Annotated in this window: 15 protein-coding genes; 10 read left to right on the top strand and 5 right to left on the bottom strand. The window is 69.2% G+C overall.

The window, feature by feature from the left end:
* Nucleotides 1-3 precede the first annotated feature (3 nt).
* The 4 genes from CBF90_RS05240 (at nucleotide 4) to mgtE (ending at nucleotide 5,253) form a co-directional block, all read left to right on the top strand.
* Nucleotides 4-969 (top strand): ABC transporter permease, encoded by a 966-nt coding sequence (locus CBF90_RS05240; RefSeq protein ID WP_088380082.1) that lies wholly within the window; start codon nucleotides 4-6, stop codon nucleotides 967-969.
* Nucleotides 966-1,883, top strand: a complete 918-nt coding sequence (locus tag CBF90_RS05235) for an ABC transporter permease (RefSeq protein ID WP_023954614.1) — start codon at nucleotides 966-968, stop codon at nucleotides 1,881-1,883. Before CBF90_RS05240 ends, CBF90_RS05235 begins: the two co-directional genes overlap by 4 nt.
* On the top strand, nucleotides 1,880-3,526 hold the full coding sequence (locus CBF90_RS05230; protein ID WP_088380081.1) for an ABC transporter ATP-binding protein: 1,647 nt from the start codon (nucleotides 1,880-1,882) through the stop codon (nucleotides 3,524-3,526). The genes CBF90_RS05235 and CBF90_RS05230 overlap by 4 nt, the downstream gene beginning before the upstream one ends.
* Before the next feature lie 368 nt (nucleotides 3,527-3,894).
* The gene (mgtE, locus tag CBF90_RS05225) at nucleotides 3,895-5,253 is read left to right on the top strand and encodes a magnesium transporter (RefSeq protein WP_088380080.1); all 1,359 of its coding nucleotides are present in this window, start codon (nucleotides 3,895-3,897) and stop codon (nucleotides 5,251-5,253) included.
* 148 nt (nucleotides 5,254-5,401) lie between these two features.
* Here the strand turns inward: mgtE and CBF90_RS05220 are convergent, their stop codons facing one another.
* On the bottom strand, nucleotides 5,402-6,472 hold the full coding sequence (locus CBF90_RS05220; protein ID WP_088380079.1) for a Glu/Leu/Phe/Val dehydrogenase family protein: 1,071 nt from the start codon (nucleotides 6,470-6,472) through the stop codon (nucleotides 5,402-5,404).
* 94 nt (nucleotides 6,473-6,566) lie between these two features.
* Here CBF90_RS05220 and CBF90_RS05215 point away from each other — a divergent pair, with 94 nt between their 5' ends.
* Nucleotides 6,567-7,043, top strand: coding sequence for a YbaK/EbsC family protein (locus CBF90_RS05215; protein WP_023954610.1), 477 nt, complete (start codon nucleotides 6,567-6,569; stop codon nucleotides 7,041-7,043).
* 21 nt (nucleotides 7,044-7,064) lie between these two features.
* Here CBF90_RS05215 and CBF90_RS05210 read toward each other — a convergent pair whose 3' ends face one another.
* Nucleotides 7,065-7,538, bottom strand: coding sequence for a histidine phosphatase family protein (locus tag CBF90_RS05210; RefSeq protein WP_023954609.1), 474 nt, complete (start codon nucleotides 7,536-7,538; stop codon nucleotides 7,065-7,067).
* Nucleotides 7,539-7,542: 4 nt separating this feature from the next.
* Complete coding sequence (locus CBF90_RS05205; protein ID WP_088380078.1) at nucleotides 7,543-8,823, bottom strand: DUF445 domain-containing protein; 1,281 nt, start codon at nucleotides 8,821-8,823, stop codon at nucleotides 7,543-7,545.
* 59 nt (nucleotides 8,824-8,882) lie between these two features.
* On the opposite strand from CBF90_RS05205, the gene CBF90_RS05200 reads away from it, so the two are divergent.
* Nucleotides 8,883-9,155: a metal-sensitive transcriptional regulator gene (locus tag CBF90_RS05200; protein ID WP_023954607.1), complete on the top strand. Its 273-nt coding sequence runs from the start codon at nucleotides 8,883-8,885 to the stop codon at nucleotides 9,153-9,155.
* Between the two features lie 133 nt (nucleotides 9,156-9,288).
* Here the strand turns inward: CBF90_RS05200 and CBF90_RS05195 are convergent, their stop codons facing one another.
* Complete coding sequence (locus tag CBF90_RS05195; RefSeq protein ID WP_088380077.1) at nucleotides 9,289-10,458, bottom strand: acyl-CoA dehydrogenase family protein; 1,170 nt, start codon at nucleotides 10,456-10,458, stop codon at nucleotides 9,289-9,291.
* An 80-nt stretch (nucleotides 10,459-10,538) separates the two neighbouring features.
* Here CBF90_RS05195 and CBF90_RS05190 point away from each other — a divergent pair, with 80 nt between their 5' ends.
* Nucleotides 10,539-10,946 (top strand): hypothetical protein, encoded by a 408-nt coding sequence (locus tag CBF90_RS05190; RefSeq protein ID WP_023954605.1) that lies wholly within the window; start codon nucleotides 10,539-10,541, stop codon nucleotides 10,944-10,946.
* Nucleotides 10,947-10,970: 24 nt separating this feature from the next.
* Here CBF90_RS05190 and CBF90_RS05185 read toward each other — a convergent pair whose 3' ends face one another.
* Entirely contained in the window at nucleotides 10,971-12,176 is a 1,206-nt protein-coding gene (locus CBF90_RS05185) for an MFS transporter (RefSeq protein ID WP_023954604.1), read from the bottom strand.
* A gap of 383 nt (nucleotides 12,177-12,559) precedes the next feature.
* On the opposite strand from CBF90_RS05185, the gene nrdH reads away from it, so the two are divergent.
* Genes nrdH through nrdE form a run of 3 tightly spaced genes read left to right on the top strand, consistent with a single transcriptional unit; the run spans nucleotide 12,560 to nucleotide 15,384 of the window.
* On the top strand, nucleotides 12,560-12,793 hold the full coding sequence (nrdH, locus tag CBF90_RS05180) for a glutaredoxin-like protein NrdH (protein ID WP_023954603.1): 234 nt from the start codon (nucleotides 12,560-12,562) through the stop codon (nucleotides 12,791-12,793).
* 3 nt (nucleotides 12,794-12,796) lie between these two features.
* A complete protein-coding gene (gene nrdI, locus CBF90_RS05175; RefSeq protein ID WP_023954602.1) occupies nucleotides 12,797-13,246 on the top strand; it encodes a class Ib ribonucleoside-diphosphate reductase assembly flavoprotein NrdI in 450 nt (149 codons plus the stop codon).
* Nucleotides 13,216-15,384 carry a class 1b ribonucleoside-diphosphate reductase subunit alpha gene (gene nrdE, locus CBF90_RS05170; RefSeq protein WP_023954601.1) on the top strand — a complete coding sequence of 723 codons (2,169 nt, stop codon included), beginning with the start codon at nucleotides 13,216-13,218 and terminating at the stop codon, nucleotides 15,382-15,384. The genes nrdI and nrdE overlap by 31 nt, the downstream gene beginning before the upstream one ends.
* Nucleotides 15,385-15,415: the final 31 nt, after the last annotated feature.

The raw sequence follows: 15,415 nt of genomic DNA, 5'->3' as shown, positions 1-15,415 counted from the left end.
CTCATGAGAATCAGCCCCGCGCGTATCGCCCGGTTCCTCGGCGTGCGCCTGCTCTCGTCGGCGCTCGTGCTGCTCGGGGTCGCCGTCGTCGTCTTCGCCCTCATCCAGCTCGTGCCGGGCGACCCGGTGCGCCTGGCCCTCGGCACGCGGTACACGCCCGAGGCCTACGAGGCCCTGCGCGCGGCATCCGGCCTCGATCGCCCCCTGTGGGAACAGTTCTTCGGCTACCTCGGCAGCGCCGTCACGGGTGACCTCGGGGTGAGCTTCCGCAACGGGCAGCCGGTGACCGTAACGCTGCTCGACCGCCTGCCCGCGACGGTCTCGCTGGCTCTGGTGGGTCTCGTCATCGCCCTCGTCCTGGCCGTCCCCGCGGGAATCCACTCGGCGCTGCGCGAAGGACGCGTGAGTGATGTCATCGTGCGGCTCACCAGTCAATTCGGCGTCTCGATCCCGGACTTCTGGCTCGGGATGCTGCTCATCTCGCTGTTCTCCGTGACGCTCGGCTGGCTGCCGGCGAGCGGCTACGTCGCCTTCGGAACGGATCCCGGCGGATGGCTGCGACAGGTGTTCCTGCCGGGGCTCACCGTCGGCCTGGTCGCGGGGGCGATCATGACCCGCTACATCCGAGCGGCCGTCATCGACGTGGCGTCGGCAGGGTATGTCCGCACCGCGGTGTCGAAGGGGCTTCCGCGCCGGGTCGTGACATTCCGGCATATCGTGCGCGGAGCCCTGGTGCCGGTTCTGACGATCGCCGGTATCCAGCTCGCGACGATCCTCGGCGGAGTCGTCGTGGTCGAAGTCGTCTTCGCCTGGCCGGGTCTCGGACGTCTCGTCTTCGAAGCCGTGGCTGCCCGCGACTATCCGCTCATCCAGGGAGCCGTCCTGCTGGTGGCTGTGATGTTCATCGGCGTCAACCTCATCGTGGACGTGCTCTACGCGATCGCCGACCCGAGGATCCGAGTCTCATGACCATCGATGCCTCCGCCACCCCCGAGCCCGCCACGGCACCCGCCGTCGCCGACCGCGGCCGCACGCCCGCCTGGCGTCTGTTGCTGTCCAACCCGACGACGGTGGTCAGTGGTGCCGGCCTGTTCGCCATCGTGCTGCTCTCGGTGCTGTCGGGCTGGATCGCCCCCTTCGGCATCAACGACATCGACGTCTCGCGCGCGTTGCAGCCCCCCGGCCCCGACCACTGGTTCGGCACCGATGAACTCGGTCGCGACGTCCTCTCGCGCGTGCTCGTGGCGGGGTCGACCTCGCTCACGATCGCGGTGGTCGCCGTGCTGTTCGCCCTCGTCCTCGGCCTCGCGATAGGCGCCGTCGCGGGTTACCGCGGCGGGTGGGTGGATGCTGCCCTCATGCGGGTCGTCGACGTGATGTTCGCGTTCCCGGTGCTGCTGCTCGCGCTCGCGATCGTCGCGATCTTCCAGCCGGGCCAGGTGACGACGACGATCGCGATCGGCATCGTCTACACCCCGATCTTCGCGCGGGTGGCCCGAGCCAGCGCGCTGTCGGTGCGCACCTCTGCGTTCGTCCAGGTGTCGCAGACGATGGGGACGCCCGGGTGGTGGATCCTCACCCGCCATGTGCTTCCCAACATCGCCGGTCCCGTCGTCGTTCAGACGTCGCTGTCGCTCGCCTTCGCGATCCTCTCCGAGGCGGCGCTGTCGTTCCTCGGGCTCGGGGTGCAGCCTCCGGCGCCATCGTGGGGAGGGATGCTGTTCACCGCGCAGGGCTTCCTCGGCCAGGCCTGGTGGATGAGCGTCTTCCCGGGGGCCGCGATCTTCGTCACGGCGCTCGCCTTCAACCTCGTGGGCGACGGCCTGCGCGACATCCTCGATCCGCGTCAGCGGACCCTGATCGAAGCGAGGAGGGCGCGATGACCGCCGCTGCTCACCCGGTGCTCTCGGTGCGCGATCTGCGCGTGGCCATCGGAACGAAGGAGATCGTTCACGGCCTCGGCTTCGACGTCATCGCCGGCCAGACGCTCGGCATCGTGGGCGAGTCGGGGTCGGGCAAGACGATGTCGGTGCTGGCGGCGACCGGACTCATCGACGCCCCGGGGGCCCGCGTCAGCGGATCGAGCGTGCTGCGCCGCCGGAACGATGACGGCAGCATCGATGCCGCGGGCGTGGAGCTGGTGGGCGCATCCGAGCGCACGCTGCGCAGCGTGCACGGCGACCGCGTCGGTTTCGTCTTCCAGGACCCGTCGACGTCGCTCAACCCGTTCCTGACCGTGGGTCGGCAGATCACCGAGTCGCTCGAGACCCATCGCCGTCTGTCCCGCCGCGCGGCGCGCACGCGTGCGATCGACCTGCTCGACGCCGTCGGCCTGCCCCGACCCGACGAGCGTGTCGACGCCTACCCGCACCAGTTCTCCGGTGGGCAGCGTCAGCGCGCGATGATCGCCATCGCGCTCGCCTGCGATCCGGCGCTCCTGATCGCCGACGAGCCGACGACCGCCCTCGACGTCACCACACAGGCCCAGATCATCGACCTCGTGCGCGAGCTCCAGAACGAGCGCGGTACCGCCGTGGTGTGGATCAGCCACGACCTCGGCGTCATCGGGCAAGTGGCCGACGACGTCCTCGTGCTGCGCGAGGGACGGACCCGCGAGCACCGACCCGTCGAAGACGTCTACGCCGCCCCTGAAGACGACTACACGCGCGAGCTGCTCCGCGCGCGGCCGCGGATCGTGGCCGATGCCGGTCCGCCCGAGCCCGCGGCATCCGAGTCCCTTCTCGAGGTGACGGATCTCGATGTGTCGTTCACGATTCCGACTCCCACCGGACGCCGTACCATCCACGCCGTCGACGGGGTGTCGTTCTCGGTGCGGCGCGGCTGCACGACGGCTCTCGTGGGCGAGTCGGGGTCGGGCAAATCGACGATCGCGAATGCGCTGACGGGTCTCGTGCGACCCGACTCGGGCACCGCGACGCTCGCCGGACGCGACGTTCTGCGCTCCGGGCGGCGCGACCGCCGGCGGATCTCCATGGTCTTCCAAGACCCGTTCGCCTCGCTCGACCCTCGGCGGAGCGTCGGCGACGCCATCATCGAGCCGCTCACCGTGCACCGGCTCGGCGGGCCGACCGCCGCCGCGCGAGAGCGGCGCACCGCAGAACTGCTCGACATGGTCGGTCTTCCCGCGGCGTTCGCTACCCGGTTCCCGCACGAGCTGTCGGGCGGGCAGCGTCAGCGCATCTCGATCGCTCGCGCCCTCGCCCTCGAACCGGAGCTGATGATCCTCGACGAGGCGACGGCGTCGCTCGACGTGTCTGTGCAGGCGCACGTGCTCGACCTTTTGCGCGACCTGCAGAGCGAGCTGGGACTGACGTACCTCTTCATCGCCCACGACCTCGCGATCGTGCAGCAGATGAGTCACGACGTGGTCGTGCTGCGGGACGGCAAGGTCGTCGAGTCGGCCCCTGCCCGGCGCATCTTCGCCGAGCCGTCGGACGAGTACACCCGGCGGCTCCTGGCCGCTGTGCCGCCCGAGGAGCCACGGGCCCGCCTGACGCTCTCGTGACGCGAGGCCGGAAGGGGTTCTCCGGCGATGGTCGGGTTCGTTCAGGTGCGAGGCGTAGCATGGTCGGCGGGGTTCGGCCCGCGGCATCCGATGTGCCGCCGCCCGGCCCGTGATCGACGGCAGATCCTCATCTGCCCGTCGTCGACCTGCGAGAAAAAGGAAGCGAGGTGAGGTGCTCAATGAGCGGTGATAGTTGCCATCGCGAGATCATCAGCGCCGTGCCCGCTGCCGGCCCGCTCGTCGACCGAATCGACTCCTGAGCGGACGAGCCGCGGTGCGACGCGCCAGCAGGCTTCGCGATGTTCTCCGTGCCGTCGTCTTCGTGACGATGCCACGGATGTGCGCGCGTCCACATGAGGAGGGCTCCCATGACTCCGGAGCAGATCAACGAACTGACCATCGTCGTCGACGGCATCGCCGCGCCCCTGTCGCGCGGTGATCTGCCGTCGGCCGCGGCCGCTCTCGCCGACGTCGAGCCCGGGCGTCTCGCCGAGGTGCTCGAGCGACTCGACGGTCGTCGCCGCGCCGTCGCCTACCGGCTGCTGCCGAAGGACCACGCGCTGCAGGTCTTCGAAGCGCTCTCGCCGAACATGCAGGGGGAGCTCATCGGAGACCTGCGCGACGCCGAGGTGGCGCACATCTTCGGCGACCTCGATCCCGACGACCGCGCCTGGCTCGTCGACGAGCTGCCGGCCTCGCTCGCATCCCGGCTGATGCGCGGGCTTCCCGCTCACGAGCGCGAGATGACCGCCGCCGTGCTCGGCTACCGTCGCGGCTCGATCGGGCGCCGCATGAGCCCGGAGTTCGTGTCGGTTCCGATCGGCAGCAGGGTCGCGGGCGCGCTCGACCGGGTGCGGGCGCGTCTGCACGACGCCGAGACGGTGTACACGCTCCCCGTCGTCGACGCGGGTCGTCGCGTCGCCGGGGTCGTCAGCCTGCGCGACCTGCTCGCCGCCGACCCCGACGCCGACGTGCGCGACATCATGCAGAGCGCGCAGACCGCGAGCGTGGACGACGACGCCGAGACCGCCGCGCGTCGCTGCACCGAGCGGGGCCTGCTCGCGCTGCCCATCGTCGACAGTGAGGAGCGGCTCGTCGGCATCCTGACGGTCGACGACGCCGCCCGCATCCTGGAGCACGAGGAGAGCGAGGATGCCGCGCGCCAGGGCGGCGCCGAGCCGCTGCGCCGGCCCTACCTCTCGACGCCGATCCTGCAGATCGTGCGGTCACGCGTCGTCTGGCTGCTGGTGCTGGCTGTCGGAGCGACCCTGACCGTGCAGGTGCTGTCGGCGTTCGAGGCGACGCTCGCCCAGATCACGGTGCTCGCGCTGTTCGTCCCGCTGCTCATCGGAACCGGCGGTAACACCGGCAACCAGGCGGCGACGACGGTCACGCGTGCGCTCGCGCTGGGGGATGTGCGACCCCGCGATGTCGTGCGGGTGCTGAGCCGCGAGGTGCGGGTGGGATTCTTCCTCGGCAGCATCCTGGGGCTCGTCGGGTTCGCGGTCACGTCGCTCGTGTACGAGCCGCGCATCGGACTCGTCATCGGGGCGACCCTGATCGCGGTGTGCACGATGGCCGCGACGGTCGGGGGAGTCATGCCGCTTCTCGCACGGGCCATCCGGGTGGACCCCGCTGTCTTCTCGAACCCGTTCATCACGACCTTCGTCGACGCCAGCGGCCTGATCCTGTACTTCCTGATCGCGCGCGCCATCCTGCAGATCTGAGCCCCCGCCTGCGCCGTGGATGATGGTGCCGGGATGCAAGGGATCGGGCGCGGCGCGCCGGCGCGGATGCCGCTCCGCCGGCGTGTCGGCCACGATCCCTTGCATCCGCGTCCGCGCGGAAGCGAGCGGGCAGCCGACCTGACCGGGGTCAGACCAGGGCGTCGCGGGCGGCTCCGGCGGCGAGGCGTTCGGCGGCCAGCGACTCCGCGGCGGCGAGCGGGGTGACACCGCGCGCGTCGGCCTCGTCGAAGATGCGCCGCAGGACATCGCCGATGCCCTCGACACGCGTCGCGATCTCGCTGCGGTCGCGCTGCTTGGCGGCGAGGTCGAGGTAGATGACGCCGCCGGCGTTCACGACGAAGTCGGGGGCGTACAGGATGCCGCGGGCGGCCAGCCGGTCGGCGCCGGAACGGTGCGCCAGCGGGTTGTTCGCCGGTCCGCACACCGCCCGCGCATCGAGGGCGTCGATCACCTCGTCGGTCAGCACGCCGCCGATGCCGGCGGGCACGAACACGTCGGCCGAGGCGAGGTGGGCCTCGGCGGGCTCGATCCAGGTGGCGCCCAGGCTCGTCGCGAGCTCGCGCTTGGCCGGGTTCACATCGGTCACGGTGAGCTCCGCGCCCTCGGCGGCGAGCTGCACGGCAAGCCGGCTGCCCACCTGTCCGAGCCCGGCGATCGTGACCCGGCGTCCGGCGACCTCGCGAGAACCGGTCGCGCGCTCGAACGTCGCGAGCAGCGACGCGTGCACGCCGATGCTCGTGGGGCCTGCGGGCTCGCCCGAGCCGCCCACACGGTCGGGGAGCCCCACGACGTGCGCCGTGCGCTCGCTGACGGTCAGCATGTCGTCGGTGGTCGAGCCGACATCCTCCGCCGTGCGGTACAGGCCGCCCAGCGACTCGACAGCGTCACCGAGATCGAGGAATGCCGCCCGTCGACGCTCGGCGTCGAGCACGGTCCCCGGAGGCAGTCCGATCACAGCCTTGCCGCCACCGGCATCCAGACCCGCGGCCGCGTTCTTCAGCGTCATCGCCGCCGACAGGCGCAGGGCGTCGCCGAGGGCATCGCTCCAGTGCGGGTAGGTCCACACCCGGGCGCCGCCCAGGGCGGGGCCGAGCACCGAGGAGTGCAACGCGGCGGCGATGAACAGGCCGCTTCGCCGCCCCGAGATCACCTCCACGCGCTCGTGCGTGAAATCGGGCAGGGGCAGGGCGTGGGTCATCGCGATCCTCTTTCGGCGGAGCCTTGTGGGCTCGTGCTCTCCGTGCCGCGGCGTTGCGGCACCCCGCCCATTGTGCCTCTTCTAGAGTGTCAGCGTGACCACCGATCTGCCTTCGCGAAGCCGTATCGTCCACGAGTCCCTGCGCGCCGCCGGCATCCCCGGCGACATCGTCGTGCTGCCGGATGCCGCATCCACCGCCGCCCTCGCCGCTGCAGCGCTCGGCGTCGAAGTGGGGGCGATCGCCAACAGCCTGGTCTTCTGGTCGGACGGTGAGCCGCTGCTGGTCATGACCAGCGGCGCGCACCGCGTCGACACCGCCGCCCTTGCCGAGCGCACGGGACGCAGCGCGATCACGCGCGCGAGCGTCGAACAGGTGCGTGCCGCGACGGGCCAGGCGATCGGCGGGGTCGCGCCGACGGGACACCCCGCGCCCCTCACGACGCTCATCGACGAAGACCTCGCGCAGTACGACGAGATCTGGGCGGCCGGCGGCACCCCGCACACCGTCTTCCCGCTGACCTTCGACGACCTGGTGCGTCTGACCGGCGGCACGGTCGTCGCCGTCGTCTGAGCCGTAGCCTGCGGCGCGGACTCAGCCCTTCGGGCTGTCGAAGCTCCACTCGTCGGGATCGGTCGCGGTCGCGACATCCCAGTCGTCGGTCCGCCACATGAAGGTGGCCACCGCGCACGTCGGCATTCCGCCGATGCCGCCGTTCGACAAGCGTTCGGCGAGCACCGTCATCCCCGGGTCGTGCGCGACCACGAGCACCGAGCGAGCACCGCTGCCGCTCGCCGCGTCGAGGAGCGCGCGTGCCGAAGCGCCGTAGAGCTCGTCGCGCAGGTCGGGTTCGAGCCCGAGTGCGGTGCCGAAGGCTGCGGCCGTCGTGCGAGCACGAAGCGCCGTCGACGCGAGGATGCGCTCGACGGTGACACCGGTGGCCGCCAGGCGCTCGGCCATCGCGGGGGCGTCGCGCATGCCGCGCTCGTTCAGCGGACGGTCGTGGTCATCGAGGGCGGGCGAGCCCCAGTCGCTCTTGGCATGTCGCACGAGGATGAGCGTCGTCATGGAATCATCCTCCCGCGCCGAAGACCGCATGCGCGATCGTGAAGATGACGAGTCCGGCGAGCGATCCCACGATCGTGCCGTTGAGCCGGATGTACTGCAGATCGCGGCCGACCATGAGCTCGATCTTCTCGGTCGTCTCCTGGGCATCCCAGCGCTCGACCGTCTCGGTGATCACCGAGGCGATGTCGGCGCGATGGCGGGCAACGAGCGTCGCGGCGGCGTCGATGACGCGGGCGTCGATGCGCTGCTGCAGCGCCGGATCGGTCGACAGACGTTCGCCGACCTCGGTGAGCGCGGCCGCGATGCGGCGGCGGAGCGGGCTCTCGGCGTCACCGAGTGAACGGACGAGACCGGCCTTCGCCGTGCCCCACGCCTCGGCGGCCAGGGCACGGACACGGGGACTGTCGAAGACCGCCGCCTTGGCCGCCTCGAGCCGCGCCGCCGTGTCGGTCTCGCCCTGCAGATCGCCGGCGAGACGAGCGAGGTAGCCGTCGATCGCCTTCCGCGCCGGGTGCTCGGGATCGCTGCGCACGGCTGCGACGAACGTCAGCGCCTCGCGGTAGACCGTGTCGTCGACGAGCCGTGTCGCCACCGACGGCAGCCACGACGGCAGGCGGCGGGAGACGAGCCCGGTGAACACCGAGCGATTTGCGACGAGCCAGGTCTCGATGTTGTCGATCGCGAGGTCGACCGCACCGTGGTGGGCCCCGGCGCCGACGACACGCTCGAGCCACCCGCCGATCGACGGGCCCCACGAGGGCGCCAGCAGGTGCTCGCGCGCCAGGTCTTCGAGGAGGTCCTGCACCTCGTCGTCGCTCAGCGCGGTGAGGATGCCGGATGCCGCAGCCGACGCCTCGGCCGACACGCGCTCGGCGTTCTCGGGGCGCCGCAGCCACGCGCCGAGCCGCGTCGCGATGCCTATCGACTCGAGCTTGCCGCGGATGACGCCGGCTTCGAGGAAATTCGTCTCGACGAACTCACCCAGGGTGCGGCCTATCTCATCCTTGCGTCTCGGGATGATCGCGGTATGCGGAATGGGCAGGCCGAGCGGATGCCGGAACAGCGCGGTGACCGCGAACCAGTCGGCGAGAGCTCCGACCATGCCGCCCTCCGCGGCGGCGCGGACGTATCCGAACGCGGGGACGGTCTGCTGCAGGGGGAACGAGATCGCGAAGACGATCGCCATGAAGATCAGCGCACCGAGGGCGACGGCCTTCATCCGCCGCAGGCCCTGGCGTCGAGCCTGGTCGGCGGGGGAGAGCAGGGAGGTCGGCGTGCGTGCCATCCGGTCATCCTCCCACGGTGGTTCGCCGGGCGGGGCCGGTCACGGCGTATCCTGACCGCGTGATCGACGACATCCAGAAGCGAGCCCTGCGCCGCACGAGCATCCTCGAAGGACAGGTCCGCGGGCTGGCCCGGATGATCGAGAACGAGGACTACTGCATGGACATCATCGCCCAGTCACGGGCCATCCAGAAGGCCCTCGCGTCGCTCGACAAGCTCCTCATCGAGAACCACCTCCGCACCCACGTGACGCACATGTTCGAGAACGGCGGCGCGGACCGCGAGCAGGCCGTCGCCGAGCTGCTCAAGGCCTACGACCTAGAGACCCGCTGATCGGATCCCTCCCTTCCCGGCCCTTCCCGACCCCGTCGAGTCGCCAGGAAGTGCGGATCCGGGGGCCCCGGCATCCGCGTTTCGTGGCGACTCGACCGGCACGGAGGCACCGCGCGGGCAGAGGGTCAGGAGGTCAGGGGGTCAGGGGGCCGAGCCAGGCGGTGGCGACGGTGCTGTGGGCGGACTCCGGGTCGGAGGGGTGGAACATCCCCGCGATGACGTCGCGGTAGAGGCGGCCGAGCTCGGAGCGGGAGAAGTACGACGAACCGCCCGCCACGAGCATCGCCTCGTCGACGACGGCCTTCGCCGCCGTGACCGCGCGGTGCTTCAGGCCGCTGAGCTTCGCGAACCACAGGCCGCCGTGATCGGCCCGTTCATCGATGTCGTGCGCGATCGCCTCGAGCTGCGGCAGCATCCCGTCGTACGTCAGCGCCATGTCGGCGATGCGCCAGCGGATGTCGGGATCCTGGCTGTACGCCATCCCCGTCTTCTTCGACGTGCGCGACGTCGCGGCCACGACAGCGAGGTCGAGGGCGCGCCGGGCGATGCCGGTGTACACCGACGCGAGCAGCAGCTCGAAGACCGAGAAGATCCCGAACACGAGCGGATCCGGGTTCGGGCCGGGAGAGAGGCGGCGCACGATACGGCCGGGCGATGCGACCGCGCCGTGCAGCTCTGTCGTGCGCGACTGGGTTCCGCGCATGCCGACGGTGTCCCAATCGTCGCGCGTGCGCACCGCGTCGGTGCGGTCGACGAAGGCGAACACCAGCTTCGGTGCGTCCTCGCTCGTGGTGTCGAGGCCGTGGAGTCCGAGGCGGTCCCACACCGGTGCGAGCGAGGTGAAGATCTTCGTGCCCGTGAAGGCGTATCCGCCATCCGGCTGAGGCTCGGCGACGGTGTCGCTGCCGAACAGGACGAGGTCGTTGCCCGCCTCGCTGATTCCGAACGCGAACACCTCGCCCGCTGCGGCGCCCTCCTGCACGAAGCGCAGGGCGTCGTCACCGCGGTCGGACAGCACCTTGGCGACACCGGTCCACACGAGGTGCATGTTGATCGCGAGGGCTGTCGCGGGTGCAGCACCGGCGAGTCGCTGCTGCAGAACGGATGCCTGCGCGAGCGACAGGCCCGCGCCGCCGAGCTCTTCCGGAACGAGGATGCCGAGGTAGCCCGCCTCCCGTAGCTCGGCGAGGTCGTCTTCGGGGAAGACGTTGTCGGCATCGACGCCCGCGGCGCGCCCGCGGATCCGGTCGAGGAGGTCGTCGGGCAGGTATCGGGCCGAGTCGAAGTCGCTCACGGCATCCATTCTGCTCCCGCCCCCGCGCAGCGGGTGGTGTGTCCGGCGGGGCCCGCCGTGCACCCGATGTCCTGGTGCAGGATGGGGACATGATCTCGACCGACGCCGCGCTCGCCCTGCGCGAGGCCGGGCTCGTCTGGCACCCGGCATCCGGAGACCGTTTTCAGCTCAACGAGCCGGAGTTCGAGGCCGACATCTTCACCGTCAGCGAGATGACGGTCGAACCGCGTCGGTATCCGACCGGCACGATCCTCGCGTTCAACGGCACGACCGAATGGGCGCTCGACTCCGTCGCGCTCGACGAGGCGCTGTGGCTTCCTCGCGAGGACCAGCTGCGCGAGATGCTGCGCGGCGGATTCCGGAGCCTGCGCCGGCTCGCCGACACCCACCGTGTGGAGATCGAGTTCGCCGGCGAGGAGCTGGCGTTCGAGCATCCGCAGCCCGAGGACGCCTACGCGGCAGCGGTGCTCGCGATGCTGCGACGCGTCAACGACTGAGCGGTCGGTACCGCAGAACCAGCCTCACGTGATCGTGTGGACGGGCTCGGTGTCGGGTATCGGTGACGAGTCGCGCCCGCGGAGATCGGGGAACCACTGCACGCACGTCGCGGCGACGATGAGGCCGGCCGCCGCGAACAGCGTCGCGGCGACGTAGGCGCCCTGGGGGCCGACACCGTCGATGAGGAATCCCGCGATGGCCGAACCCGCGGCCGCTCCGATGAGCTGGCCGGTACCGATCCAGCCGTAGGCCTCCGCCGTCTCGCTGAACTTCACGCTCGCCGAGGTGATGGCGAACATGACCGCCAGCGCCGGCGCGATACCGATGCCCGCGACCAGGAGCGAGCCGCCGAGCCACCAGGCGTTGAGCGAGAAGATCGTCGCCGCGAGCCCGACGGTGACGATGAGGAAGCGGCGAGCCATGGCCCAGCGCCCGATCGGGATGTGACCGAACGACAGGCCGCCCGCGAGACTGCCGACGGCGAACACCGCGAGCACGATGCCGGACTCGAGGCCGCCGTGACCGAACGAGGCGACGACGCCCGCTTCGACCGCGGAGCACGCGCCGATGAGGAGGAACCCGGTCGCAGTCGCGAGCATGACCGGCGGCTTCAGCAGCACACGGCCCAGGCTGCGCCGGCTGCGCGGGATGCGGACGCGGCCGAGCTCGGGGGAGGAGATGAACCACGCCCCGCCGCCGATGAGGATGACGACGACGAGCAGCAGCCCCGGCACGGTACCGGCCTGCAGCGCCACGAAGGTGATGAGCACCGGCGCGATGATCCAGATGATCTCCTGCAGCGACGCGTCGAGCGAGAAGAGCGGTGTGAGCTGCCGCGAGGTGACCATCTTGGGGTAGATCGTGCGCACGGCCGACTGCACCGGCGGGGTCGACAGGCCCGCGATGAGGCCGAGTGTCATGTAGACCCACAGCGGGACGTCGAGCACCGCGAGTAGGCCGATCGCCGCCGCGCAGACGGCGAGCGTCAGCGTCAGCACGCGCCGCATGCCCCAGACGCCCATCCATCGACTCGTCACCGGGCCGGCGATCGCCTGTCCGACTGAGGTGGCCGCCAGGACCAGACCGGCGGACCCGTAGGAACCGGTCACGTGCTCGATGTGGAGCAGGATGGCGAGGCTCGTCATCCCGCTCGGAAAGCGCGCGGTCAACTGTGCGGCGATGATGCGCGCGACACCCGGTGTGCGCAGCAGTTCTCCGTATCCCGCCACCCCTCAACGGTAGCGATTCCGGGGGCTCCTCGGCGACGTTCGGTCGAGCATCGCCGCGACACGCCCGCGACACGCCGAAGCGACGAGATCGGTCCGAATCGGATGTCGGTGGGTCGGTCTACCGTCCGACCTGTGGACAGACTGCGCGAGCACCTCGAGGAAGCGCGGAATCACGCGCCGAACCGGGCTTCGACCGATCTCGCGATCTGTGGATGAAACGGTGGACAAGATGTGTTGTACCTGGGGAGAGCGGTGCAAAACTACAGACTTGTAACTACTACCCCTTGTGGTGCCCCCCGATGTCGGCACCCATATGTAGTATTGAGGTCCCGGCGGGTTCTCAGCCGGAGATGCGTAAGAAGCGAAGGGAAACCACACTCGACATGGCGATCACGGTCTACACCAAGCCCTCCTGCGTGCAGTGCAACGCGACGTACCGTGCGCTGGACTCCAAGGGCATCGAATACGACGTCCTCGACCTCTCCGAGGACCCGGCGGCACTCGAGCGCGTCAAGTCGCTCGGCTACCTGCAGGCCCCCGTCGTCATCACCGACGAGGACCACTGGTCGGGCTTCCGTCCCGACAAGATCGACGAGCTGGCCGCTCGCTTCGCCTGAGCCATGAGCACGGCGGTCGCGACGCGGGCGCCTCTGCTCGTGTACTTCTCGAGCGTCTCCGGCAACACCGCGCGATTCATCGACAAGCTCGGACTGCCGGCGCTCCGCATCCCCCTTCACTCCTCACCGACGCCCCTCGTCATGACCGAGCCTTTCGTGCTCGTCACCCCTACCTACGGCGGGGGACAGGGGCGCGGTGAGGAGAAGGGTGCGGTGCCCAAGCAGGTCGTTCGCTTCTTGAACGATGTGCGCAACCGCACCCTGCTCCGTGGAGTCATCTCCACCGGCAACACGAATTTCGGCGAGTCGTACTGCCTCGCCGGCGACATCATCAGCCGCAAGTGCTCCGTGCCGCACTTGGACAAGGTGGAACTGTTCGGCACGCCCGAAGACGTCGAGCGCGTGAGCGCAGGATTGGAACGATGGTGGAATCAGCACTGGAAACAGCCTTGACCGATAACGGCTTCAAGGTCGACGCGCGCTTCGACGGGCTCGACTACCACGCCCTCAACGCGATGCTCAACCTCTACGGCGCGGACGGCAAGATCCAGTTCGACGCCGACAAGCGCGCGGCGCGGGAGTACTTCCTCCAGCACGTCAACCAGAACACGGTCTTCTTCCACTCCCTCAAGGAGCGTCTCGACTACCTCGTCGAGAAGGAGTACTACGAGCCCAAGGTCATCGAGAAGTACTCGCTCGAGTTCATCCAGAAGCTCAACGACTTCGCCTACGGCAAGAAGTTCCGCTTCGAGACCTTCCTCGGCGCGTTCAAGTACTACACGAGCTACACGCTGAAGACCTTCGACGGCAAGCGTTACCTCGAGCGCTTCGAGGACCGCGTTGTGATGACCGCCCTCGGTCTCGCCGACGGTGACGAGAACCTCGCGATGCAGCTCGTCGACGAGATCATCTCGGGTCGTTTCCAGCCCGCCACCCCGACGTTCCTCAACACCGGCAAGGCGCAGCGCGGCGAGCTCGTGTCGTGCTTCCTGCTCCGCATCGAAGACAACATGGAGTCGATCGCCCGCGGCATCAACTCCGCCCTGCAGCTCTCGAAGCGCGGCGGCGGCGTGGCTCTGCTGCTGTCGAACATCCGCGAGGCCGGTGCTCCGATCAAGCAGATCGAGAACCAGTCGTCGGGCATCATCCCCGTCATGAAGCTGCTCGAAGACAGCTTCAGCTACGCCAACCAGCTCGGCGCGCGTCAGGGCGCCGGCGCGGTGTACCTCTCGGCGCACCACCCCGACATCCTGAAGTTCCTCGACACCAAGCGCGAGAACGCCGACGAGAAGATCCGCATCAAGACGCTGTCGCTGGGTGTCGTCATCCCCGACATCACCTTCGAGCTCGCCAAGAACGGCGAGGACATGTACCTGTTCTCGCCCTACGACGTCGAGAAGGTCTACGGCGTTCCGTTCGGCGACATCTCGGTCACCGAGAAGTATCGCGAGATGGTCGACGACGCGCGCATCAAGAAGACGAAGATCAACGCGCGCGAGTTCTTCCAGACCCTCGCCGAGATCCAGTTCGAGTCGGGCTACCCGTACATCATGTTCGAGGACACGGTGAACAAGGCCAACCCGATCAAGGGCCGGATCAACATGTCGAACCTGTGCTCGGAGATCCTCCAGGTCAACACCCCGACGACGTACAACGAAGACCTCTCGTACGCCCAGATCGGCAAGGACATCTCCTGCAACCTGGGGTCGATGAACATCGCGCTCGCGATGGACGGCAAGGACCTCGCCCAGACCGTCGAGACCAGCATCCGTGCCCTCACCGCGGTCAGCGACCAGAGTCACATCGCCTCGGTCCGCTCGATCGAGGACGGCAACGACCGTTCGCACGCGATCGGGCTCGGACAGATGAACCTGCACGGCTACCTGGCGCGCGAGCACGTCCACTACGGCTCCGAAGAGGGCCTGGACTTCACGAACATCTACTTCTACACGGTGCTGTTCCACGCGCTGCGGGCCTCGAACAAGATCGCGATCGAGCGCGGCACGTACTTCGAGGGCTTCCCCGACTCGACCTACGCGTCGGGCGAGTTCTTCGACAAGTACATCGAGCAGGAGTGGGCGCCCCAGACCGACAAGGTGAAGGGTCTGTTCGACGGCATCCACATCCCCACGCAGGACGACTGGCGCGAGCTGAAGGCATCCATCCAGCAGCACGGCATCTACAACCAGAACCTGCAGGCGGTGCCCCCGACCGGCTCGATCTCGTACATCAACAACTCGACGTCGTCGATCCACCCGATCGCGTCGAAGATCGAGATCCGCAAGGAAGGCAAGCTCGGCCGCGTCTACTACCCGGCGCCGTTCATGACGAACGACAACCTCGAGTACTACGAGGACGCGTACGAGATCGGCTACGAGAAGGTCATCGACACCTACGCCGCCGCGACCCAGCACGTCGACCAGGGTCTGTCGCTCACGCTGTTCTTCAAGGACACCGCGACCACGCGCGACATCAACAAGGCCCAGATCTACGCCTGGCGCAAGGGCATCAAGACGATCTACTACATCCGCCTGCGGCAGATGGCGCTCGAGGGCACCGATATGTCCGAGTGCGTCAGCTGCATGCTGTGACGGATGCCGGAACCCGAACCAGGAACTGAAG

Source organism: Microbacterium sp. AISO3 (assembly GCF_002204305.1).
Lineage (GTDB): Bacteria > Actinomycetota > Actinomycetes > Actinomycetales > Microbacteriaceae > Microbacterium > Microbacterium arborescens.
Note: the sequence above shows the minus strand (reverse complement) of the source record. Positions and strands in the feature narration are given on the sequence as shown.